Source organism: Streptomyces sp. URMC 129 (assembly GCF_051386415.1).
GTDB lineage: Bacteria > Actinomycetota > Actinomycetes > Streptomycetales > Streptomycetaceae > Streptomyces.
On record NZ_JBPQTQ010000038.1, the window covers coordinates 14879 to 36423 of the forward strand.

Consider the following 21545-nt stretch of genomic DNA (forward strand, 5'->3'; position numbering starts at 1 on the left):
GCGCGCCGGCGGCAGCCGGTCCGGCGCCGGGGCACGGGAAACCACGCGACCGCGCGGTACGGGCCGCGCGACCCGGCCCGCCCGGCCGGGGCACGGGCGGTGTGAAGGCGGCCCGATCAGGGGGTCAGCGCAGGGCCGAGCCGTGCGGCGGGCGCTCCGGGGAGATGCCGACCGCGGTCATGTAGGCGGACAGGACGAGCTTGCCCACGGCCGGGTACGCGCCCAGCGGCTCGGCCGCCGGACAGCCCGCCTCCTTGGCCCCCGCGGCCAGCAGACCCGGCGGGACCTCGGGGCCGATCAGGCAGGGCGCGAGCGCCAGCTGCCGCGACCCGGCGTCGGTGAGCCGGCCGGCCGTCTCCGCGACCGAGCCCTCCGTGTCGAGCGCGGCGGCCAGCACGGGGACGGCCAGCCGCGCCGAGAGCAGCATGCCGGTGATCCCGGCCGCCTGCACGGCCTCCTCGCCCCCCACTGCGGCCAGCACGATGCCGTCGGCCGCGGTGGCCACGGTGAACAGCCGTGCCCGGTCGGCCCGCGCCAGGCCCGCTTCGGACAGCCGCACGTGCACGGCCTCCGCCAGCAGCGGGTGCGGCCCGAGCACGTCCGTCAGCCCGGCGCCGGTGCCGCTGCCGAGCACGGCCTGCCGTATGGCGCGCAGATGGACGCTGTCCGGCCCGGCCAGCAGCGGCACCACCACGGGCACCGGCGACGGGCCCGTCCCGCCCTCGGCGCCCTTCGCGGCGGCCTGCGCCAGCACCTCGTGCAGCGGGAGGAACTCCTGGTCGGCACCCTCGACATAGCCGATCCGGGCGTCGAGACCGGGCAGCTCGGAGCGCGCGATGCTCAGCACCTCCTCGGCCAGGCCACGGCTCTCCGGCGACGGGCTGCCCGGCACGGCGAGCACCAGCGTGGGGGCGCCCTCGGGAGCGCTCACGGGCTCCGGACGGCGGTGCCGTCCGGACTGGCGGGGACGTGGCATTCGTACGGGCAGACCCGATCCTGGCCCAGTGGGGGAGCTCATGTCGCCGCATGTTAATGCCTTGATGTGCTTGGCTGTTCGTCCGGGGGAATCCAGTCCCAAACTGTCCTGAAATATCCCGCGCGCCAGTGTTAACGGTTGGTTGACGTCTTTACCCGACGTGTCCACCGACACCCGGAGCAACCGGCCGGTCGACTCGCAGAAGGGATGGATCGGTCGGCAGGTGGAGCGGCCCCCGGGGCAGCGCGGCGGCGATCCGCAGCGCCCCGTCGAGCGGGTCGCCGGCCGCCGGGACCAGGACGGCCCGCGGCAGCCGCTCCGCCAGCTCCGCCCGCAGCGGCGCGAGCAGCGGCTCGCCGATCCCGAACAGCCCGCCCGTCAGCGCCACCTCGGCGCCCGCCCCCGGCGGGCAGACGGCGGCGGCCGTGGCGGCGATCTCGCCGGCGGCGGCCCGCAGGATACCCGCGGCGACCGGGTCGGCCTCCTCCCCGGCGGCGCACCGCGCCACCTCGGGGGCGAACGAGGCCAGCACCGCGGGCCGGTCGGACCGCGGGTACACCCGGCCCGGCAGCCCCGCGACCGGGCCGAACCTCTCCACCGCCCGGGTCAGCAGCGGCAGCGAGCCGCCGTCGCGCCCGTCGTGGGCGCGCAGCGCCGCCTCCAGACCGGCCCGGCCGATCCAGGCGCCGCCCCCGCAGTCGCCCAGCAGATGGCCCCAGCCGTCCGCCCGCCGCCAGGCGCGCAGGTCGGTGCCGAGCGCGATCATCCCGGTGCCCGCGGCCACCACGACGCCCGGCCGCTCGCCCAGCGCCCCCGCGTACCCGGTCACGGCGTCGGCGGCGAGCGCCACCCCGCGCGTGGCCAGCCCGGCGGCCAGGGCGCCCGGCAGCCCGGCCCGCAGCCGGTCGCCGAGCGTGGCCATGCCCGCCGCGCCGACGCACACCGCCGCGACCGGCTCGCCGGCCGCCCCGGCGTCCGCCAGCAGCCCCCGCGCCGCAGGCAGCAGCAGGTCCAGCAGGTGGCCGGCGTCGAGGCCCGCGCTCCCGGTGCGCACCGGCTCCCGCGCCGCCGTCCGGCCGTGCGGCACGAGCCGGCCGTCCGGTTCGGCCCGCGCCAGGGCGAGGCGCAGCCCCGAGCCGCCGGAGTCCACGCCGAGCACCCACACGGGCCGCGTCGTGGACGCCGCGGTCACGGCAGCTTCCAGTCCACGGGCGCGGCGCCCTGCTCCAGCAGCAGCGCGTTGGCCCGGCTGAAGGGACGGGAGCCGAAGAAGCCGCGGTCGGCCGACATCGGCGACGGGTGCGCCGACTCGACGGCCGGGACCCGGCCGAGGAGCGGGCGCAGCCCGCGCGCGTCACGGCCCCACAGGATCGCCACCAGTGGCTTGCCCCGGGCGGCCAGCGCCCGGATCGCCTGCTCGGTGACCTCCTCCCAGCCCTTCCCGCGGTGCGCGGCGGGGCGGCGCGGGGCGGTGGTGAGCGCGCGGTTGAGCAGCAGCACCCCCTGCTCGGCCCAGGGCGTCAGGTCGCCGGTGGACGGCCGGGGCAGGCCCAGGTCGGTGGAGAGCTCGCGGAAGATGTTCTCCAGGCTGCCGGGCAGCGGGCTCACGTCGGGCGCGACGGAGAAGCTCAGGCCGACGGCGTGTCCCGGGGTCGGGTACGGGTCCTGACCCACGATCAGGACTCTGACCTCGTCGAACGGCTGCTGGAAGGCCCGCAGGACATGGGCGCCCGCCGGGAGGTAGGTGCGCCCGGCGGCGATCTCGGACCGCAGGAAGGCGCCCATCGCGGTGATCCGGTCGGCGACGGGGGCCAGCGCGGTGGCCCAGCCGGGCTCGACGATCTCGTTCAAGGGTCGTGCTGCCACGGTCCGTCACCCTACTGGCCCCGGCGCCCTCCGGCGTACCGCCCGGCGGTGCGGCGTCCCCGCACGGGCGTCAGAAGGCCGGCGTCACACCCCCCGGGGTGGCCGGGGCGCGTCCGGTGCCGCGGAAGAACAGCGCCGGCTCGTCCGGCCACACCGCCCGCCAAGGGGCCACCACCGGACCCGCCCCGCGAAGCCACCGCCGCCCCCGGGCACCACAGGCCCGCCGCCCTGCCGGGGCCGCCCGGTCGACGCCTTCCGCCCGGCGGGCGCGAGCCGGATCCCGGGCACCGCGCCGCGCTCCCGGACGACGTCCGCCCGGTCCGGCGGGGTCGGTGGCCACGCCGGTGGCCGGCCCGGAAACCGGCGCCGGGTACGGACACATGGGCGCGATCCGGACGTGGCCCCGTGATGTCCCCCCGCCACCGCCCACCGCGGCAGGCCGCGGGGGTCGTGCCCGGCGTCCGGCCTGCCGGTCACCGAGTCGGCCGCGACCCACCACGTCCGGGTGCCGCGCCGTGCCGACCTCCACCCGGTCTTCCCCGGCCTGCTCGCCACCGGCCTACCGCCGGCCGCCCGGCCGTCAGGCGCCGCGCGCGGCGGCCAGCAGCCCGGCCCAGTCCGGGATCTTCACCGGACCGCGCGACAGCGTCCGGCCCAGCTCCGCCTCGGCGGCCTCGATGCCGAGCCAGCCCCGCCACTCCACGGGCGCGAGCCCGGCCGCCCGCAGCCCGTCCAGCGGGTCGCCCGGCGCCACCTTGCGCCGCGCCAGCTCCGGCAGGTCGGCCAGCACCGAGCCCGCGGTCTCCTTCGCGCACGGCCGGTTGGTGCCGATGACCCCGGTCGGTCCGCGCTTGATCCAGCCCGCCACGTACTCCCCGGGCGACGCGCCTCCCCCGCGCAGCACCCGCCCCGCGGTGTGCGGCACCGTGCCGCTCGCCGGGTCGAACGGCAGCCCGGGCAGCGGGACTCCCCGGTAGCCGACCGAGCGCAGCACCAGGCCGGCGTCGATGTCCACCAGCTCGCCCGTGCCCGTCACCCCGCCCGCGCCGTCCGGCGCGCTCCGCTCGAACCGCACCCCGCGCACCGCGCCCCGGCCGTCGTCCAGGATCTCCACCGGGCGCAGGAAGAACCGGAGATGGACCCGCCGCGCTGCGTCCCCGGCGGGCGCGCCGGCCCACCCGCGCAGCGCCGCCACGTTCCGCCGCGCGGTCGCCGACAGCCCGGACGGGTCCGCGTACCCGGGGTCGGCGGCCAGTTCGTCCTCCCGCACCACCACGGCCGCGCCGGGCAGGGTGCCCAGCTCCCGCAGCTCCTTGGTGGTGAACTTCGCCTGGGACGGCCCGCGCCGGCCCACCACGTGCACATCGGTCACCGCGCTCGCCGCCAGCGCGTCCAGCGGCCCCTGCGGGATGTCGGTGGCGCGCAGCTCCGCCACACCCCGCGCCAGCACCCGGGCCACATCCACCGCGACGTTGCCCACGCCGATGACCACGGCGCCGCGCCCGTCCAGCCGGAACCCCCGGCCGACGGCGTCGGGGTGGGCGCTGTACCAGGAGACGAAGTCGGTGGCCGAGCAGCTTCCCGCGAGGTCCTCGCCCGGGATGCCCAGCCGCCGGTCGCGGGCGGCGCCCACGCAGTACACCACCGCGTGGTAGAGGTCCTTCAGCGCGTGCGCCGGAATCCCGCTCTCGCCCACCGGGACGTTGCCCAGGAAGCGGACGCCCGGCCGTTCGAGCACCTGACGCAGGTTGTTCTGGAGCGACTTGATCTTCTCGTGGTCGGGCGCCACGCCGTAGCGGACCAGGCCGTACGGACAGGGCAGCCGGTCCAGCACGTCCACGGCCAGGGGGAGCGCCCCGTCGGCCCGCTGTTCGAGAAGGGACTGAGCGGTGTAGACCCCGCTCGGCCCGGATCCGACCACCGCGATGCGTAGCACGTCGAGACTCCTAGGGCCGCCGATGAGGGACGGGCCTTCAGCATGTCATCGAACGGCGCGGCGCGGGAGTGCGCTGACGGGGTGCTGTCGGCGGCGGCCGTGCGCGCCGCCCGGCGCCGCCGGGGGCGGCGGGGGCTAGGTTGCCTCCGTGGTGAAGAGTAGCTTTTCCGGCTTTCCGGGCGGCCATCAGTCGAACGGCCCCAGTCCGGTGTGGCCCGTGTGGGAGCTCCGGGGCCACGGGTCCGCCGGCCCGCCGACGGCGGGCGAGGGACTGCCGCCGTGGTTCAGCGTCGGCCTAGTCTTCGCCGACGGCACCCGCATCGAGCTGCTCGCGCAGGTGAGCGGGGGGCGGGTGCTCATCGAGGACATGCGCGCCGATCCGCCGCTGCCGGTGGACGGGTTCGGCACCCTCCCGGACTGGCTCGCGGAGCCGCTGCGCGGGGCCTGCAAGGTCATCACCGGCCACTACGGCGGGGCGCCCGCCTCCCCGTCCGCCGAGCCACCCCCGCCGCAGGCCCCCGCCGAGCGCCCGGAACCGGCCGGTCCGCCGGAACCCGCCGGCGACGACGGGCCCGCGTCACCCGTCGCCGGACCGGCCCGGCACCGCGCCGGACGGCGGCGCGCCGGCGGCCGGGACTGCCGCCGCACCGCCGCCGAGGCCTATCTGGCGGCCCAGCGCGCGGGCACCGACCCGGTGCTCGCGGTCATGTGCGCCACCGGGCGCAGCCGCCGCCGCTCGCTGAAGCTGATCGCCGCGGCCCGCGACAAGGGCTATCTCGCCCCCCGCCACGTCCGCCGCTAGCGCAGCTCCTCCATCCGCCCGATCTCGGCGGACTGGGCCGCGATCACGTCGTTGGCCATCTGCTGCACCGTCACATCGCCCGCGCCCGCCAGCGCGTCCGACGCCATCGTCAGCGCCCCCTCGTGGTGGGCGATCATCAGGTCGAGGAAGAGCGCGTCGAACTCCGCGCCCCGGGCCGCGGCCAGCTCCGCCAGCTGCTCCTCGGTCGCCATCCCCGGCATCTCCTCCGGGGCGTGCGTCCCGTGCCCCTCGTCCGCCGCCGCGCCCGCGTTGCGGGTCAGCCAGGCCTCCATGGCCTCGATCTCCGGGCCCTGCTCCGCGGCGATGCGCTCCGACAGGCTCAGCACCGCCTCGTCCGCGGCGTGCCGGGCGGCAAGATCCGTCATCACCAGGGCCTGTTCGTGGTGGTCGATCATCATCCGCATGAAGGCGAAGTCCGCTGCGGTCGGCTCGCCCTCCCGGGCCGCCTCCTCGGCGGCCTCCTCGGGGGAGAGCGTCTGCGCCGCCTCGCCGGGCGCGCCGGGGGCGATGACCGGCGGCGCGCCGCCCGCGCCATCGTCGGAACCCCCTCCGGATTCGCTTGTGCAGCCACCGGCGAGCGCCAGGGCCGCCAGCACGGCGAGGGCGGAGCCGGCTCGGAAGCGGCGGCGGTCGGTCAACGTTCCTCCTCGGTGCTCCACGGCATTCCGCCGAGGTATCAGGAGTATTACCTACTTTGATATGCACATATGAGGGCTGATACTGAGAGGGCCCATGCAACGGACAACGCCGCATGGACATACGGGACTTCGATGGAGGACGCGGTGACATCGTTGCACAGCCCACCCCAACGGCGCAGGCGCCGCGGCGCGTTCGCGTTCGCAGCCGCACTGCTGGCCGCCGCCTGCCTGGCCGGCCCGGCCGCCGCCGCACCCGATCCCGGTGACGGCGCACCCGGCACCGGAGACGTCGCGGAGAGCGAACGCGCCGAGACCCTGGCCGCGATCGAGAGCGGCGCGATACCCGGGGTCGACGAGACGGCCCACAGCGACAACGTCACACCCCTGGCCAACGTCCCGCACTCGGCGGCGCTCGCCGGCCTCAACACCGACCTCGCCTTCCAGGGCGACTACGCCTTCGCGGGCAACTACGACGGCTTCGTCGTCTACGACATCAGCCGCCCCGCCGCGCCCGAGATCGTCACCCAGGTTCTCTGCCCGGGCGGCCAGGGCGACGTCACCGTCAACGGCGACCTGCTCATCATGTCCGTCGACTCCTCCCGCAGCGACGACTCCTGCCGCAGCACCTCCCGGCCCGCCAGCGAGAAGGACGCCTGGGAGGGCATCCGCGTCTTCGACATCAGCGACGTGCGCAACCCCGAGTACGTCGCCGCCGTCGAGACATCCTGCGGCTCGCACACCCACACCGTCGTGCCCGAGCGCCGCACCCTGTGGGTGTACGTCTCCTCGTACGGCCCGGCCTCCGACTTCCCCGACTGCCGCCCCCCGCACGACGGCATATCCGTGGTCGAGGTCCCGGTCGCCGCCCCCGAGCGGGCCGAGCTCTCCTCCTTCGACGTCGTCTTCCCCGACGGCGGCTTCGGGGGCGACGCGGACAGCTCGGCCACCACCGGCTGCCACGACATCACCGCCTACCCCGCCCTGGACCTGGCCGCCGGCGCCTGCCTGGGCGACGGCGTCCTCTTCGACATCTCCGACCCGGCGCGCCCGGCCGTCATCGACGTGGTGCGGGACACCGACAACTTCGCCTTCTGGCACTCGGCCACCTTCAGCCAGGACGGCGACAAGATCGTCTTCACCGACGAACTCGGCGGCGGCGTGGCCGCGACGTGCGACGAGGAGACCGGCGACGAGTTCGGCGCCAACGGCATCTACCACGTCACCGGCCGCGGCGACGACCGGCAGCTCACGTTCCAGAGCTACTTCAAGATCCCCCGGCACCAGGCGGACACCGAGAACTGCGTCGCCCACAACGGCTCCCTGATCCCGGCCGCCGGCCGCGACATCATGGTCCAGGCCTGGTACCAGGGCGGCGTCTCGATCTGGGACTTCACCGACTCCGACAACCCGCGCGAGATCGGCTACTTCGAACGCGGGCCGGTCTCGGCCGACACCCTCACCTTCGGCGGCTCCTGGTCCGCCTACTACTACAACGGCCACATCTACTCCAGCGACCAGGCCGGACTCGACGTCCTGCGGATCGACGACCCGAGGACCAACAGCGCCCGCTCCGTGCGCCTGGACGAGCTGAACGTCCAGACCCAGCCCGTCTACCGCTGAGGCGCGGCGACCGGACGCGGCGTCCCGCCGGACGGCTCCTCGCCCGGCGGGACGCCGAACTCCCACGGCAGCCCGTAGCGCGCGAACAATTCCTTGCGCAGCCGCCCCGTCGCCATCGGCGCCCCCGGCAGGAGCTGCGCCACCACCGCGCCCATCAGCAGCGCCCGCAGCAGCGTGTAGTCCGTGTCCGGATCGGGCGACCCGTAGCGCGCCATCGTCTCCCGCAGCACGGCCGCCAGCCGCTGCTGCTCCACGCACTGGATGAACCCCTCCTGCTGCAGCAGCCCCGCCATGTGCGCCCGCATCAGCGTCGGCCGGTCGCGGGCGAGCCCCAGGACCGCGTCGATGGCCCGGGCCAGCAGTTCCTCCCCGGCCCGGGGACCCGTCGGCCGCGGGGAGCGGTCCAGCGCCTCCGCGAGCGTCAGGTGCATCAGCCGGTGCACCGCGGACTGCAGGAGCTGGCGCTTGCCGGGGAAGTAGTACGAGATCAGGCCACGGGCCGCGCCCGCCCGGTCCGCGATGTCCCCCAGCGTCGTCGCGTCGAACCCCCGCTCGGCCACCAGCTCGACGGTGGCCTCCAGCAACCGCTGCCGAGAGCGTCGGCGCATTTCTTCATTGACCGAAGCGCTGCGAGGCGACATGCTGGACTCCCGTTGACTGGCTCCCAGCCAATATACTCAGCGGGAGCCCGGACAGCCGCCCAGGTCGGCGGAGTCCTGTCCGGCGTCAGCGGCGGTATCGGGCGGCGCGGGGGACCGTCCGATACTGCCGTCGGCGCACCGGCCGGGCCCGCCCGGGCGCCACGCCCAGCGCCGCCGGGGCGACGCGTGGAAGAGCCGGGCACCGGGCTTCCGCACCCCGTGCCCGAACGGCAGCGCGTACGCGCCCACCCAGCGGTCCTGACCGTGCGCCGCGAGCACCGGCCGCCGCGGGTCCCACCCGGTGGTGCTCACCGCGGCCACGCCGGTGCCGCGGCCGGACAGCGTCTCCCGGCACCTCTGCCCGCGTCCGGGTGCGGGCGGCCGGTCCCGGCCGCCTCCAGCGCGGCGGCGCACCGGACCTGCTCGTCCTCCGGCAGCGCGGTCCCGGTTCGCGCCGGGCGCGGCTCAGCGGCCGAGCGCCGTCAGGCCGGGCGCGAAGGTGACCAGCAGCGGCACCGCCGGGACCAGCGTCGCGGCGGCCGTCAGCCGCAGGCGGCGCGGGACGGACAGCCGCGGCGCGGGGGTCAGCAGCCGGTGCACCCGGTGCGGCACGTGCGCGTGGTGGGCGTGGCAGGCGAACACGCCACGGTCCTCGTTGAGCCCGACCAGCGCCAGCGCGGTGGTGAGCCGGCCGAAGCGCCGGGAGGCGACGTCGTCGGCGGCCATCTCCACCAGGCGGTGCACCTGGTGCCGGAACGCGGCGAACACCGGCACCCGCGGGAAGCCGTTGGCCAGCGCGCCGGAGCAGTGCAGCAGCCAGTGGTGCCGGGCCCGGGCGTGCCCCTGCTCGTGGGCGATGACGGCGTCGAGCTGCCGCCGGTTCAGCCGCCGCAGGGCCGCCGTGCTGATCACCAGCCGCGGCGAGGGACCGCCCAGCAGCCACGCGTCCGGCCGGTCGCCCTCCAGCACGATCAGCCGGTCGCCCGCGTCCGCCGCCTCCCACGGCAGCCGCGGCGAGCGCGCCAGCAGCTCCGCGCGCCGACGGCGGCGCACCGCGCGCGCCACGCGCACCTCCCGGGTCAGCATCACGGCCGTCCACACGCCGCCGGAGGCCAGCAGCACCGCGACACCGGCGGCCCAGCGCCGTTCGCCGAACTGCAGCCCGTACGCCTCGACCACCTGGCTCGGCGCCGGCCCGAAGACCTGCCCGCGCACCTCGTGCCACGCCGCAGCGCCCGTCAGCGCCATCGCCAGCACACAGCACAGCAGCACGGCCGCGACCACGCACTGCCACACCCACAGGGCCAGCACCGGCTCCCGGTCCGGCCACGACACGCGGGCCAGCACGCGCGGCGCCGCTGCCGCGGTGAGCCCGCCGAGCACGAGCAGCGTGATGGCGATCACCATGCCGTCAGCCTAGAACCCCGCTCTCCCGCCCGGAACCGCTCGCGGTCACACGTGACGCACGCCTCACAGGGTCAGCAGCGTCGCGAACATCCCGACGGCCAGCGCGAGTCGGCACGCCGCCGCCACCTCGGGCGCCGCGCAGTGCGCCCCCGCCCCGGGGGCCGCGGGGCGCGGCCCCGGCGCCGGGGCCCGCCCGAGCGGGCCGCCGCCCTGGACCGCCGGCAGCAGCCGCGGCCCGGTCCGCAGCGCGTAGAGCCCGAAGTAGGCCAGCAGCACCCCGGTCAGCAGTGGCACCCCGCCCGGCGCGTGCCCGGCGTGCCCGCCCGGGGCGGCGGCCATGACGACGGCCATGTACACCATCGCCAGGCTCTCCACCGCGTGGTGCGCCTGGTGTGCCGCGCCCGCCCGCAGCAGCGCGGCCGACCACAGCGCGGTCGCCGCGAACAGCGCCGCGAACGCGGCGGGCGGCGGTGTCGCGGTGAGCGCGTCCGGCGGCACGGCCATCAGCGCCATGCCGAACCCCATGGCCGCCTCCAGCCCTGCCACCTGCCGCGCCCGCGCCCGGCCCGCGCGCATCCGCACCAGGCAGAAGGCGCCCGTGCCGCCGCACAGCGCCACCACCAGCCACGCCAGCAGCTCCGGCCCGTGCATCGTCCACCTCCCCGTCTGTCGACCGCCGGGAGGGGGATGCCCGCTCGCGCGCGCGGGCGGGGGAGGCGCACGAGGGCGCGTGGGAGCACGGGCGCGCGCCGTTACGATGCCCGGGTGACGACCACCACGGACCCGACGTTCCGCACGGCCACCGAGGCCGACGTCCCGGCGCTGGTGGCGCTGGTGGAGTCGGCGTACCGGGGCGAGGCCAGCCGGGCCGGCTGGACCACCGAGGCCGACCTGCTGGACGGCACCCGCACCGACGCCGGGCTCGTCCGCGCGATCCTCGCCGACCCCGGCAGCCGGCTGCTCGCCGCCGAGCTGGGCGGCGAGCTGGCGGCCTGCTGCCATGTGGCCCGCGACGCGGGGGACCGGGCGGGGGAGACCGCCGCCTCCTTCGGGCTGTTCGCCGTCCGCCCCGCGCTCCAGCGGGCGGGCCTCGGCCGGCGGGTGCTGGCCGAGGCGGAGCGGGTGGCCCGCGCGGAGTGGGGCGCCCGGGAGATGCGGATGCGGGTGCTCGCGCCGCGCGCCGACCTCATCGCCTGGTACGAGCGCCGCGGCTACGCCCGCACCGGCCGCTTCAGCCCCTTCCCGTACGGCGACCAGCGCTTCGGCGTCCCGCGCCGGCCGGACCTCGTGTTCGAGACCCTGGTCAAGCCCCTGACCTGACCGCGCGGACGATCTCCGGCGCGTCGGTCACCACCCCGTCCAGCCCGAGTTCGCGGACGCGCGCCAGCTCCGCGTCCGTGTTCACCGTCCAGGCGATCACCCGCACGCCCGCCGCGCGGCAGCGCCCGACCACGTCCGGGTCCAGGTGCGCCAGCTCGCACGAGACCATGCCCGCGCCCAGCGCCACCGCCCGCTCCGGCGCCGTGGGCGCGGACCGGCCGGCGACCAGCGCCACGGGCAGGCCGGGGAGCCGCCCGCGGATCTCCCGCAGGGCCTCCTCGTGGAACGAGATCGCCGTCACCCGCCCGTGCAGCCCGCCCTCCTCGACGGCCAGGGCGAGGCTCCGGGCGGCGGCCGGGTCCTTGATCTCGGCCTGCACCGGGGCGCCCACCGCCGCCATGACCTCGGCGAACAGCGGGACCCGCTCGCCCAGCCCCGCGTCGAGACCGCGCAGCTCCGCCAGGGTGAGGTCGGCGACCCGGCCCGAGCCGTCGGTGGTGCGGTCCACCTCGGCGTCGTGGATCACCACCAGCTCGCCGTCCTTGCTCAGGTGCAGATCGCACTCGACGGCGTCCACGCCGGCGCGGTCGGCCCGGCGGAAGGACCGCAGGGTGTTCTCCGGCTCCGCGCCCATCAGTCCCCGGTGTCCCACGGTCAGCAGCGGCATGGCGCCACCGTAGCCGCGCCCGGTGGCCGGGAGCTGAACCCCCCGTTGCTCCGGAGTTGATCGGAGGATCGGCGGAGGATACGGTGCTGATACAGGAATTTCTACTGTGGAGGTGCGGTCTTGACGGAAAACATTGCGTCCGTCGCCGTGATGGGCGGCGAATCTCCCACCCCGAGCATCACCGCCCACCCGGCCTGGGCGACGCTCAAGCGCGCCGTGGAGACCATCCGCCCCGCCCAGTCCCCGGACGGCTCCATCGACTTCGCCGCCGACCAGGCGCCCGCCCGCGACCGGATCGCCCGCGAGCTGGACCGCGTGATCTCCGCCGTGCGCGAGCTGGCGCCCCTGCTCCCGCACGACGCCGCCTACCACGAGGCGCTCGTCTCCGACCTGCGCCGCTGGGCCGACGACGGCTTCGGAGTCCCCGACTTCCTCGACTCCCTGCTCGCCTTCCAGCCCGCCGCCGCCCGCGCCGACGGCCGTCGGCACCTCGTCGTCTTCCCCATGTACACGCAGAACGGCAACCCCGACCGGAACCTGGAGGCCGTCGTGCTCCGCGTCGTGTGGCCCGACTGGCTCGCGGAGCTGGAGCGCACCCGCTACGACAACCCGATGTTCCTCGGCATCACCTTCGAGGACTTCACCGCCGGGTACGACACCAACTCCGCCGTCCTCTTCCCCGAGACCGTCGCCGTCCGCCAGTCCCCCGAGCGCTTCACCTGGGGCGGCATCTTCTGCGACCGCGAGGCCGCCCGCTTCCGCCGCGTCGCCGCCGCCGCCCGCGAGGTCACCAGCCTGCGCCTGCCCGACGACGCCGAGGGCCTGCTCGCCGACCAGGAGCGGTGTCAGGAGACGTTCGTGCTGTGGGACATGATCCACGACCGCACCCACAGCCACGGCGACCTGCCGTTCGACCCGTTCATGATCAAGCAGCGCCAGCCGTTCTGGATGTACGGCCTGGAGGAGCTGCGCTGCGACCTGACCGCCTTCCAGGAGGCGGTCCGCCTGGAGGCCGACGGCTACCCCCAGGGCCGCGACGCCCAGTACGCCGTCCTGCTGGACCGGCTGTTCCGCTTCCCCGTCACCGGCGCACGCGTCCGCAACTACGACGGGCTCGGCGGCCAGCTCCTGTTCGCCTACCTCCACCGGCACGACGCGCTCCGCTGGACGGACAACCGGCTCCGCATCGACTGGGACCGCGCCCGCGAGACCACCGTCCGGCTGCGCGAGGAGATCGAGACCCTGTACCGCCAGGGCATCGACCGGCCCAAGCTCGTCCACTGGTTCAAGGCGTACGAGCTGGTCGCCGCCTACCTCGCCCCGCACCCCGGCTCCCGCTGGGCCAAGGGCCCCGACGCCCTCGACCTCAGCCTGCCGCCGCGCAGGCTCGTCGACGAGGTGCTCCCCGACGAATTCCCGCTCAGCCTGTTCTACGAGGCCCTGGCCAAGAAGCTGCGCGGCGTCATCGAGTCCACGCGCGGCATCACGGCGGCCGGCCCCGTCACCAGGGCGGCGTGATCTCCGTCTCCCCGCGCGGCATCATGGACACCACGAGGAGGCGAGGACGATGAACACCACTGCACCCGAACCCGAGGCCGCGGACGGCGGCGGACCGCTGGAGGGCGCGGTCGTCGCCGTGGCCGGCGCCGGCGGACCGGCCGGCCACGCGACCCTGCTGCGCCTGGCCCAGGCCGGCGCCACTGTGGTCGCCGCCGACGCGGACCCGCAGCGCCTGGCCGAGGGCGTCGACGCCGCCCGCTTCGCGCACGGCGGCGCGACCGTCATCGGCGACACCGTCGACCTCCTCGACCCGGGCGCCACCCGGGAGTGGGCGGCCAAGACGGAGAAGGATTTCGGCCGCGTCGACGGCCTGGTCCACCTCGTCGGCGGCTGGCGCGGCTCCACCTCCTTCGCGACGACCGACCTGGCCGACTGGGACCTGCTGCACGACCTGCTCATCCGCACCGTCCAGCACACCTCCCTGGCCTTCGAGGGCCCCCTGGCCCGCTCCGGCAACGGCCGGTACGTGCTGATCAGCGCCGCCGGCGCCAGCCTCCCCACCGCGGGCAACGCCGCCTACGCCGCGGCCAAGGCCGCCGCCGAGGCGTGGACCCTCGCCCTCGCCGACGGATTCCGCAAGTCGGGACCCGCCGGCCACCCACCCGCCGCCGCCACCGTCCTGATCGTCAAGGCCCTGGTCAGCGACGCGATGCGGCAGGCCCGCCCGGACGCCGCGTTCCCGGGCTTCACCGACGTCCACGACCTGGCCGAGGAGATCCGCCGGCTGTGGGACCGGCCCGCCGCCGAGATGAACGGGACCCGCCTGTGGCTCACCCCCCGGCCGTGACCACCGACGCCCGCCGCCGCCACGACCCCGCCGCGCGCGGCTTCGCCAGCGACAACTACGCCGGGGCCCACCCCGAGATCCTGGCCGCCCTCGCCCTCGCCAACGGCGGCCACCAGACCTCCTACGGCGACGACGCCTACACCGCCCACCTCCAGGAGGTCTTCCGCGCCCACTTCGGCCCGGCGGCCGAGGTCCACCCCGTCTTCAACGGCACCGGCGCCAACGTCGTCGCCCTGCAGGCCCTCACCGACCGGTGGGGCGCGGTCATCACCACGACCACCGCCCACATCCACACCGACGAGGGGGGCGCCCCCGAACGCGTCGGCGCCCTCAAGCTGCTGCCCGTGCCCGCCCCGCACGGCAAGCTCACCCCCGAGCTCGTCGCCCGCGAGGCGTTCGGCTGGGACGACGAGCACCGCGCCACCCCCCAGGTCGTCTCCCTCACCCAGAGCACCGAGCTCGGCACCGTCTACACCCCCGAGGAGATCCGCGCTGTCAGCGACTTCGCCCACGAGCGCGGCATGAGCGTCCACCTCGACGGCGCCCGCATCGCCAACGCCGCCGCCGCCCTCGGCCTGCCGCTGCGCGCCTTCACCACCGACGCCGGCGTGGACGTGGTGTCCTTCGGCGGCACCAAGAACGGCCTGCTCTTCGGCGAGGCCGTCGTCGTCCTCACGCCCGGCGCGGTCCGCGCCATGCGCCACATCCGCAAGCTGTCCATGCAGCTCGCCAGCAAGATGCGCTTCGTCTCCGTGCAGTTCGAGGCGCTGCTCGCCGGCGAGCTCTGGCTGCGCGGGGCCCGGCACGCCAACGCCATGGCCCGGCGCCTGGCCGACGGGGCGGGCGAGGTGCCCGGCGTCACCCTCCTCCACCCCGTCCAGGCCAACGCGGTCTTCGCCCGCCTCCCGCACGACGCGGGCGAGCGGCTCCGCAAGCGCCACCCCTTCTACTTCTGGGACGAGGCGGCCAGCGACGTCCGCTGGATGTGCTCCTTCGACACCACCGAGGACGACGTGGACCGCTTCCTCGCCGCGCTCCGCGAGGAGATGGCCCGCTGAGCCCCGCCCCGCGGCGCGCGCGCGTCAGCGGGCGGACGGCTTCGACGGCAGCGGCGCCGTGCCGCCCAGGTGGGCCGGCAGCCACCAGGCGTCCTCCTGGTCCTTCGGCTTCACCGGATAGGCGCGCTGCGCCGACTCCAGCAGCTCCTGCACGCGCCCCCGCACCCGCCGGGTGAGGGACAGCGCCGGCTCGGACGGGTCGGCCGCCATCGGCGCGCCCACCCGGATGGTGATCGGGATGTGGTTGCGCCGCAGGTCCCGCTTGCGGCCCTTGGTCCACAGCCGCTGCGTGCCCCACAGCGCCACCGGCAGCACCGGCACCCCGGCCTGCTGCGCCATCCGGACCGCGCCCGTCTTGAACTTGTTCAGCGTGAACGACTCCGAGATCGTCGCCTCCGGGAAGACGCCCACGATCTCCCCCGACCGCAGCGCCCGCACCGCCGGCTCGAACGCCTCCATGCCCGCCGCGCGGTCCACCGGGATGTGTTTCATCGCCCGCATCAGCGGCCCGGACACCCGGTGCCGGAACACCGACTCCTTCGCCATGAACCGCACCAGCCGCTTGGCGGGCCGGCACGCGAACCCGGCGAAGACGAAGTCGAGATAGCCGATGTGGTTGCTCACCAGCACGGCACCGCCCTGGCGCGGTACGTGTTCGCCGCCGGCGATGTCGAAGCGCAGATCCAGCGCCTTGAACATCGTCCGGGCGACGCCGATGACCGGCGGGTAAACAAGCTCTGCCATCCGAAGGCCCCTCTTCAGTGCGGCGGCGAACCTACGCCACCGTAACTTCCGGTGCCGCCCGATCGTGCCCGAAAGCCGCCGCGAGCGCTAGTTGAACGCCCGGCGAAGCAGCAGAAACGCCTCGCAGCCCAGGCAGTAGCCGAAGGCGGCGTTGAGGAACGCGGCGGCCAGCGCGCACGCCGTCGCCGCCATCCCCAGGGCCTGCGGCCCGGCCGTGTACCCGATCAGGCCCGCCAGCGCGAAGCCGAGCCCCACGGCCTGCGCGAAGCGCGGCGGGCCCGCGTCCTCCGTCGCGCGGACCGGCCCCAGCCGGGGCGCCACCGCCACCCGGAACAGCACCCCGTACGGGGCGTACCGCATCCCGAGCCCCGCGCCCAGGCCGAACACCACCGCCTGGGCCGCCAGCGGCCACGGGCTTCCTGTGACGAGCACCACCGCGAGCACCAGCGTGGTGACGGCCGCGCCGAACCGCGGACCCCTGACATCGATGCGCATGCCCCCAGCATCCCGCAGCGGGAATGAACGGCGCGGCCCGGGTGCTGACGCCTGGCGATGACCGGACTCGTGGTGTGTGGGGCGGTGCTCGCCGCGGCGGGCGCCTTCGGGCTGTGGCACCGGCGGCGCGACGGGAGGATGCGGATGAGGGAGCGGGACGGCGGCCGGCGGCTGGACGCCGCCGCGCTGGGCGCCGCACGGCTGGGCCGCCGGGCCACCCTGGTGCAGTTCTCCACCGCGTTCTGCCAGCCCTGCCGCGCCACCCGCCGCACCCTGGCCGAGGTGGCGGGCATGGTGGACGGGGTGGTCCACGTCGAGATCGACGCCGAGTCCCGCCTCGACCTCGTGCGCGAGCTGGGCATCCTCCGCACCCCGACCGTGCTGGTGCTGGACGCGACCGGTACCGTCGTGCGCCGGGCCTCGGGTCAGCCGCGCCGGGCGGACGTCATCGCGGCCCTGGGCGCGGCCGTCGAGGACGGGCCGTCCACGCCTTGATCATCCGCGTGTTCGGACAAACATCCATCCGACAATAGGCACGTAGGCAACGTCACAGTGGGACATGCTTGCCTGCGGGGGCTACCCTGGGTGTACTGGCAAGTAACAATCCGGGTGATCTTTCGAGTACCCCGTGTGCGGACCGATAGCAGTAGGAGAGCCGGCGTGAGCTTGAGGATCGTTGTCTGTGTGAAGTACGTGCCCGATGCCACGGGCGACCGGCACTTCGCGGAGGACCTGACCACGGACCGGGAGGCCGTGGACGGGCTGCTGTCGGAGCTGGACGAGTACGCCGTGGAGCAGGCGCTCCGGATCGCCGAGGACGCGGACGACGCCGAGGTCACCGTCGTGACCGTCGGCCCGGAGGACGCCACCGACGCGCTGCGCAAGGCCCTGTCCATGGGCGCCGACAAGGGCGTGCACGTCGAGGACGACGACCTGCACGGCACCGACGTCTTCGGCACCTCCCTGGTGCTGGCCAAGGCCATCGAGAAGACCGGTTACGACCTGGTCGTCTGCGGCATGGCCTCCACCGACGGCGGCATGGGCGTGCTGCCGGCGATCCTGGCCGAGCGGCTGGGCGTGCCGCAGGTGACCCTGCTGACCGAGCTGTCGGTCGCCGACGGCAAGGTGACCGGCCGCCGCGACGGCGACGCCGCGACCGAGCAGGTCGAGGCCGCGCTGCCGGCCGTCATCTCGGTCACCGACCGCTCGGGCGAGGCCCGCTACCCCTCCTTCAAGGGGATCATGGCCGCCAAGAAGAAGCCGGTGGAGACGCTGGACCTGGAGGACCTCGACCTGGAGGCCGAGCAGGTCGGCCTGGAGGGCGCGTACACCAAGGTGCTCTCGGCCACCGAGCGCCCGGCGCGCACGGCCGGCGAGATCGTCACCGACGAGGGCGAGGGCGCCAAGCTGCTGGCCGCCTTCCTCGCGGAGCGCAAGTTCATCTGACCGCCCGCCCCCGCGGCCCGGTCCCTCACGTCCTCATCGTCTGTTCGTCTCGCTGGAGTGCACGATTCCCATGGCTGAAGTTCTTGTTTACGTCGACCACGTGGACGGCGCCGTCCGCAAGCCCACGCTGGAGCTGCTGACCCTGGCCCGCCGCATCGGCGAGCCGGTCGCGGTGTACCTGGGCGCGGGTGTCGAGGCCGCCGCCCCGGCGCTGGCCGAGCACGGCGCGGTGAAGGTGCTGGCCGCCGACGCCCCCGAGTTCGCCGACTACCTGGTCGTCCCGAAGGTGGACGCCCTGCAGGCCGCCGCCGCGGCGGTCTCCCCGGCCGCCGTCCTGATCCCCTCCTCCGCCGAGGGCAAGGAGATCGCCGCCCGCCTCGCGCTGCGGCTCGGCTCCGGCCTGATCACCGACGCCGTCGACCTGACCGCCGGTGACGAGGGCCCGGTCGCCACCCAGTCGGTGTTCGCCGCCGCCTTCACCACCACCTCCACGGTCACCACCGGCACCCCGGTCATCACCGTCAAGCCCAACTCCACCGCCCCGGAGGCCGCCCCGGCCGCCGGCACGGTCGAGCAGCTGTCGGTGTCGTTCGGCGAGCTGGCCACCGGCACCAAGGTCGTCTCCCGCAGCCCGCGCGAGTCGACCGGCCGCCCGGAGCTGACCGAGGCCGCCATCGTGGTCTCCGGCGGCCGCGGCGTGAACGGCGCGGAGAACTTCGCGATCATCGAGGCCCTGGCCGACTCGCTCGGCGCGGCCGTCGGCGCCTCCCGCGCCGCCGTCGACGCCGGCTGGTACCCGCACAGCAACCAGGTCGGCCAGACCGGCAAGACCGTCTCGCCGCAGCTCTACGTCGCGGCGGGCATCTCCGGCGCCATCCAGCACCGGGCCGGCATGCAGACCTCGAAGACCATCGTGGCCATCAACAAGGACGAGGAGGCCCCGATCTTCGAGCTCGTCGACTACGGCGTCGTCGGCGACCTGTTCGAGGTCGTCCCCGCCCTCACCGAAGAGGTCAAGGCCCGCAAGGGCTGACCCCTCGGCGGGACACCGGCATCACCACGGCACCGGCCGCGCCCCCGATCGCGGGGCACGGCCGGTGCCGGTCGCCGTTTGTGCTCCGCCGGGCCCGCCGGATACCGTCGGGCGGCAAGCGTTCTTCAACGAACTGTTGAAGGCTGAGCGGGACGGAGCGGGCGGCATGGCGCAGGGCGAACCGGTCACGACCACGCTGGCGGCGGCCGTCGCCACCGGCATCGGCGCCTCCCTCGCCGCCGTCGACGCCGACCTCGCCCGCCGCTACCCCGGTGCCCCCGGCACCCGGCAGCCCGTGCACACCGTCTACGTGCCGGCCGACCGCCTCACCGCCCGGACCGTCCCCTCCTGGGGCCGCGAGGCCCTGGCCCTCCTCGGCGACCACGCCCCCGACGCCGCCTCGTTCGCCGCCGTCCTCGGCATCCCCGACGCCCTCGCCGGGCCCGTCCACGACCGCGTCCTGGCCAAGCTGGCGCGCGAGCCCGTCGAGGACCTCCGCGTCGACTTCGAGGACGGCTACGGCCTGCGCGACGACGACGAGGAGGACGCCGACGCCGCCCGCGCCGCCCGCCTGATCGCCCGCGCCCACGCCGAGGGCACCGCCCCGCCGTTCGCGGGCCTGCGGATCAAGTGCATGGAGGCCGCCGTCCGCGACCGCGGCATCCGCACCCTCGACGTCTTCCTCACCACCCTGCTGGCGGCCGGCCCCCTCCCCGGGGGCCTGCGGATCACCCTGCCCAAGGTCAGCTACGCCGAGCAGGTCGCCGCCATGGCCCGGCTCTGCGAGGAATTCGAGCGGGCCGCCGGACTGCCGCCGGGGCGGCTCGGCTTCGAGATCCAGATCGAGACCACCCAAGCCGTCCTGGGCCCCGACGGCCGCGCCACCGTCGCCCGCATGATCGACGCCGCCGGCGGCCGGGCCACCGCCCTCCACTACGGCACCTTCGACTACAGCGCCGCCTGCCAGGTCAGCGCCGCCCACCAGGCGCCCGACCACCCGGCCGCCGACCACGCCAAGGCGGTCATGCAGGTCGCCGCGGCCGGCACCGGCGTCCAGCTGTCCGACGGCTCCACCAACGTCCTGCCCACCGGGCCCACGCCCCGCGTCCACGACGCCTGGCGCCTCCACCACGGCCTGGTCCGCCGCGCGCTGGCCCGCGCCTACTACCAGGGCTGGGACATGCACCCCGGCCACCTGCCCACCCGGTACGCGGCCGTCTACGCCTTCTACCGCGAGGGCCTCAACCACGCCGCCGCCCGCCTCGCCGCCTACGCGGGCGGGGACACCGGGGGCGGCGTGCTGGACGAGCCCGCCACCGCCCGCGCGCTCAGCGGCTTCCTGCTCCGCGGCACCGACTGCGGCGCCCTCGACGAGGCCGAGGTCACCGGCGCCACCGGCCTGGACCGGGCCCGGCTGGACGCCCTCGCCGGCCGCCGCCCCACCGGGACCGGCGGGACCACCCGGACCGGCGGGACCGGCGGGACCGGCGGGACCGGCGCCTGACTGGACAACGCCGCCCGCCCCGGCCACGCTTCACGCCCATGGCCACCGACCTCGCCGCCGCCCTGGACATCGGCGGCACGAAGATCGCCGGCGCCCTCGTGGACGGCGACGACGCGCTCCTCACCCGCGTCCAGCGCCCCACCCCGGCCGGCGAACCGGCCGCCGCCGTGCTGCGCGCCGTCACCGACGTGCTCACCGCCCTGGCCGGTCACCCGGCCTGGCCCCGGGTGACCGCCGTCGGCATCGGCAGCGCCGGCCCGGTGGACGCCCGCACCGGCACCGTCAGCCCCGTCAACATCCCGGGCTGGCGCGGCTTCCCGCTGGTCGAGGCCCTCCGCCCGGTGACCGGCGGCCTGCCCGTCACCCTCGTCGGCGACGCGGTGGCCGTCGCGGCCGGCGAGCACCGGCGCGGCGCCGCCCGCGGCCACGCCAACGCCCTGTGCATGGTGGTCTCCACCGGCGTCGGCGGCGGACTGGTCCTCGACGGCCGCCTCCGCGCCGGTCCCACCGGGAACGCCGGCCACATCGGCCACATCAGCGTCGACTACGACGGCGAGCGGTGCCCCTGCGGCGGACGCGGCTGCGTCGAACGCCTCGCCGCCGGCCCCGCCATCGCCCGCCACGCCCGCGCCGCCGGCTGGCGCCCGGCGGAGCCCGGCGGCGACACGACCGCGGCCGGCGTCGCCCGCGCCGCCCGGGAGGGCGACCCGCGCGCCCTCGCCGCCTACGACCGGGCGGCCCGCGCGCTGGCCGCCGGCATCGCGGCCACCGCCACCCTGGTGGAGCTGGACGTGGTCGTCGTCGGCGGGGGAGTGGCCCGCGCCGGCGAGACGCTGTTCGCCCCGCTGCGCCGCGCGCTGCGCACCTACGCCGCCCTCCCGTTCGTCCGCGCCCTGCCCGTGCTGCCCGCCCGCCTCGGCGCCGACGCCGGCCTGGTGGGCGCCGCGGCGGCCTGCCGGAGCGGCCCGGACACGTTTCTCTCCGGGGGGGCGGCGGGCAACTGACCTTCGGGTGACGAAGGAGG

23 protein-coding genes are annotated in these 21545 nt (G+C 75.9%); 11 read left to right on the plus strand and 12 right to left on the minus strand.

From position 1 onward, the window contains the following. Positions 1-124 precede the first annotated feature (124 nt). From ACSNOC_RS10695 to ACSNOC_RS10710, 4 genes are all read right to left on the minus strand, one after another. Complete coding sequence (locus ACSNOC_RS10695; RefSeq protein ID WP_436747092.1) at positions 125-1018, minus strand: sirohydrochlorin chelatase; 894 nt, start codon at positions 1016-1018, stop codon at positions 125-127. A 109-nt stretch (positions 1019-1127) separates the two neighbouring features. Further along, positions 1128-2168: an N-acetylglucosamine kinase gene (locus ACSNOC_RS10700; protein WP_436747093.1), complete on the minus strand. Its 1041-nt coding sequence runs from the start codon at positions 2166-2168 to the stop codon at positions 1128-1130. After that, on the minus strand, positions 2165-2842 hold the full coding sequence (locus tag ACSNOC_RS10705; protein WP_436747094.1) for a uracil-DNA glycosylase: 678 nt from the start codon (positions 2840-2842) through the stop codon (positions 2165-2167). The genes ACSNOC_RS10700 and ACSNOC_RS10705 overlap by 4 nt, the downstream gene beginning before the upstream one ends. A 580-nt stretch (positions 2843-3422) precedes the next feature. Next, positions 3423-4778: an FAD-dependent oxidoreductase gene (locus ACSNOC_RS10710; RefSeq protein ID WP_436747095.1), complete on the minus strand. Its 1356-nt coding sequence runs from the start codon at positions 4776-4778 to the stop codon at positions 3423-3425. A 217-nt stretch (positions 4779-4995) separates the two neighbouring features. On the opposite strand from ACSNOC_RS10710, the gene ACSNOC_RS10715 reads away from it, so the two are divergent. Continuing rightward, positions 4996-5580 (plus strand): DUF6214 family protein, encoded by a 585-nt coding sequence (locus tag ACSNOC_RS10715; RefSeq protein WP_436747096.1) that lies wholly within the window; start codon positions 4996-4998, stop codon positions 5578-5580. Here the strand turns inward: ACSNOC_RS10715 and ACSNOC_RS10720 are convergent. After that, the gene (locus tag ACSNOC_RS10720; protein ID WP_436747097.1) at positions 5577-6239 is read right to left on the minus strand and encodes a DUF305 domain-containing protein; all 663 of its coding nucleotides are present in this window, start codon (positions 6237-6239) and stop codon (positions 5577-5579) included. The two genes, ACSNOC_RS10715 and ACSNOC_RS10720, sit on opposite strands and share 4 nt — an antisense overlap. Before the next feature lie 144 nt (positions 6240-6383). Between ACSNOC_RS10720 and ACSNOC_RS10725 the strand changes: the two genes are divergently transcribed. After that, positions 6384-7859, plus strand: coding sequence for an LVIVD repeat-containing protein (locus tag ACSNOC_RS10725; RefSeq protein ID WP_436747098.1), 1476 nt, complete (start codon positions 6384-6386; stop codon positions 7857-7859). Here the strand turns inward: ACSNOC_RS10725 and ACSNOC_RS10730 are convergent. From ACSNOC_RS10730 to ACSNOC_RS10745, 4 genes are all read right to left on the minus strand, one after another. Next, on the minus strand, positions 7850-8500 hold the full coding sequence (locus ACSNOC_RS10730) for a TetR/AcrR family transcriptional regulator (protein WP_436747099.1): 651 nt from the start codon (positions 8498-8500) through the stop codon (positions 7850-7852). The two genes, ACSNOC_RS10725 and ACSNOC_RS10730, sit on opposite strands and share 10 nt — an antisense overlap. A gap of 36 nt (positions 8501-8536) precedes the next feature. After that, on the minus strand, positions 8537-8812 hold the full coding sequence (locus tag ACSNOC_RS10735; protein WP_436747100.1) for a hypothetical protein: 276 nt from the start codon (positions 8810-8812) through the stop codon (positions 8537-8539). A 153-nt stretch (positions 8813-8965) separates the two neighbouring features. After that, positions 8966-9907, minus strand: coding sequence for a M56 family metallopeptidase (locus tag ACSNOC_RS10740; protein WP_436747101.1), 942 nt, complete (start codon positions 9905-9907; stop codon positions 8966-8968). A gap of 63 nt (positions 9908-9970) precedes the next feature. Then, the gene (locus ACSNOC_RS10745) at positions 9971-10558 is read right to left on the minus strand and encodes a DUF5134 domain-containing protein (protein WP_436747102.1); all 588 of its coding nucleotides are present in this window, start codon (positions 10556-10558) and stop codon (positions 9971-9973) included. Positions 10559-10672: 114 nt separating this feature from the next. Between ACSNOC_RS10745 and ACSNOC_RS10750 the strand changes: the two genes are divergently transcribed. Then, positions 10673-11227, plus strand: a complete 555-nt coding sequence (locus ACSNOC_RS10750) for a GNAT family N-acetyltransferase (protein WP_436747103.1) — start codon at positions 10673-10675, stop codon at positions 11225-11227. On the opposite strand, the gene ACSNOC_RS10755 is transcribed toward ACSNOC_RS10750, so the two are convergent. Beyond that, positions 11211-11894 (minus strand): glycerophosphodiester phosphodiesterase, encoded by a 684-nt coding sequence (locus ACSNOC_RS10755; RefSeq protein WP_436747104.1) that lies wholly within the window; start codon positions 11892-11894, stop codon positions 11211-11213. The two genes, ACSNOC_RS10750 and ACSNOC_RS10755, sit on opposite strands and share 17 nt — an antisense overlap. A 120-nt stretch (positions 11895-12014) precedes the next feature. Between ACSNOC_RS10755 and ACSNOC_RS10760 the strand changes: the two genes are divergently transcribed. From ACSNOC_RS10760 to ACSNOC_RS10770, 3 genes are read left to right on the plus strand one after another with little or no spacing between them, the layout of a single operon-like run. After that, entirely contained in the window at positions 12015-13412 is a 1398-nt protein-coding gene (locus tag ACSNOC_RS10760) for a DUF6421 family protein (RefSeq protein ID WP_436747105.1), read from the plus strand. A 49-nt stretch (positions 13413-13461) separates the two neighbouring features. Then, the gene (locus tag ACSNOC_RS10765) at positions 13462-14241 is read left to right on the plus strand and encodes an SDR family NAD(P)-dependent oxidoreductase (protein ID WP_436747106.1); all 780 of its coding nucleotides are present in this window, start codon (positions 13462-13464) and stop codon (positions 14239-14241) included. Continuing rightward, the gene (locus ACSNOC_RS10770) at positions 14220-15299 is read left to right on the plus strand and encodes a threonine aldolase family protein (protein WP_436747107.1); all 1080 of its coding nucleotides are present in this window, start codon (positions 14220-14222) and stop codon (positions 15297-15299) included. Before ACSNOC_RS10765 ends, ACSNOC_RS10770 begins: the two co-directional genes overlap by 22 nt. 24 nt (positions 15300-15323) lie before the next feature. On the opposite strand, the gene ACSNOC_RS10775 is transcribed toward ACSNOC_RS10770, so the two are convergent. Both ACSNOC_RS10775 and ACSNOC_RS10780 read right to left on the minus strand, forming a co-directional pair. Continuing rightward, positions 15324-16043, minus strand: coding sequence for a lysophospholipid acyltransferase family protein (locus tag ACSNOC_RS10775; RefSeq protein WP_436747108.1), 720 nt, complete (start codon positions 16041-16043; stop codon positions 15324-15326). Positions 16044-16130: 87 nt separating this feature from the next. Beyond that, positions 16131-16538 carry a DUF4395 domain-containing protein gene (locus ACSNOC_RS10780; protein WP_436747109.1) on the minus strand — a complete coding sequence of 136 codons (408 nt, stop codon included), beginning with the start codon at positions 16536-16538 and terminating at the stop codon, positions 16131-16133. 57 nt (positions 16539-16595) lie between these two features. Here ACSNOC_RS10780 and ACSNOC_RS10785 point away from each other — a divergent pair, with 57 nt between their 5' ends. The 5 genes from ACSNOC_RS10785 to ACSNOC_RS10805 all read left to right on the plus strand — a co-directional run bounded on the left by ACSNOC_RS10785 (position 16596) and on the right by ACSNOC_RS10805 (position 21525). Further along, complete coding sequence (locus ACSNOC_RS10785) at positions 16596-17033, plus strand: TlpA family protein disulfide reductase (protein ID WP_436747110.1); 438 nt, start codon at positions 16596-16598, stop codon at positions 17031-17033. A 165-nt stretch (positions 17034-17198) separates the two neighbouring features. Next, a complete protein-coding gene (locus ACSNOC_RS10790; RefSeq protein WP_436747111.1) occupies positions 17199-17984 on the plus strand; it encodes an electron transfer flavoprotein subunit beta/FixA family protein in 786 nt (261 codons plus the stop codon). Positions 17985-18054: 70 nt separating this feature from the next. Then, positions 18055-19017 (plus strand): electron transfer flavoprotein subunit alpha/FixB family protein, encoded by a 963-nt coding sequence (locus ACSNOC_RS10795; protein WP_436747112.1) that lies wholly within the window; start codon positions 18055-18057, stop codon positions 19015-19017. Between the two features lie 166 nt (positions 19018-19183). Continuing rightward, complete coding sequence (locus ACSNOC_RS10800; RefSeq protein WP_436747113.1) at positions 19184-20521, plus strand: DUF6986 family protein; 1338 nt, start codon at positions 19184-19186, stop codon at positions 20519-20521. 38 nt (positions 20522-20559) lie between these two features. Continuing rightward, a complete protein-coding gene (locus tag ACSNOC_RS10805; RefSeq protein ID WP_436747114.1) occupies positions 20560-21525 on the plus strand; it encodes an ROK family protein in 966 nt (321 codons plus the stop codon). The last annotated feature ends 20 nt before the right edge of the window (positions 21526-21545 follow it).

Bases quoted from the DNA above. Each gene is read 5' to 3' on its own strand.
- ACSNOC_RS10695 (WP_436747092.1), bottom strand. From the start codon at position 1,018: ATGAGCTCCCCCACTGGGCCAGGATCGGGTCTGCCCGTACGAATGCCA.
- ACSNOC_RS10730 (WP_436747099.1), bottom strand. From the start codon at position 8,500: ATGTCGCCTCGCAGCGCTTCGGTCAATGAAGAAATGCGCCGACGCTCT.
- ACSNOC_RS10740 (WP_436747101.1), bottom strand. From the start codon at position 9,907: ATGGTGATCGCCATCACGCTGCTCGTGCTCGGCGGGCTCACCGCGGCA.
- ACSNOC_RS10745 (WP_436747102.1), bottom strand. From the start codon at position 10,558: ATGCACGGGCCGGAGCTGCTGGCGTGGCTGGTGGTGGCGCTGTGCGGC.
- ACSNOC_RS10755 (WP_436747104.1), bottom strand. From the start codon at position 11,894: ATGCCGCTGCTGACCGTGGGACACCGGGGACTGATGGGCGCGGAGCCG.
- ACSNOC_RS10765 (WP_436747106.1), top strand. From the start codon at position 13,462: ATGAACACCACTGCACCCGAACCCGAGGCCGCGGACGGCGGCGGACCG.
- ACSNOC_RS10775 (WP_436747108.1), bottom strand. From the start codon at position 16,043: ATGGCAGAGCTTGTTTACCCGCCGGTCATCGGCGTCGCCCGGACGATG.
- ACSNOC_RS10780 (WP_436747109.1), bottom strand. From the start codon at position 16,538: ATGCGCATCGATGTCAGGGGTCCGCGGTTCGGCGCGGCCGTCACCACG.
- ACSNOC_RS10785 (WP_436747110.1), top strand. From the start codon at position 16,596: ATGACCGGACTCGTGGTGTGTGGGGCGGTGCTCGCCGCGGCGGGCGCC.
- ACSNOC_RS10795 (WP_436747112.1), top strand. From the start codon at position 18,055: ATGGCTGAAGTTCTTGTTTACGTCGACCACGTGGACGGCGCCGTCCGC.
- ACSNOC_RS10800 (WP_436747113.1), top strand. From the start codon at position 19,184: ATGGCGCAGGGCGAACCGGTCACGACCACGCTGGCGGCGGCCGTCGCC.
- ACSNOC_RS10805 (WP_436747114.1), top strand. From the start codon at position 20,560: ATGGCCACCGACCTCGCCGCCGCCCTGGACATCGGCGGCACGAAGATC.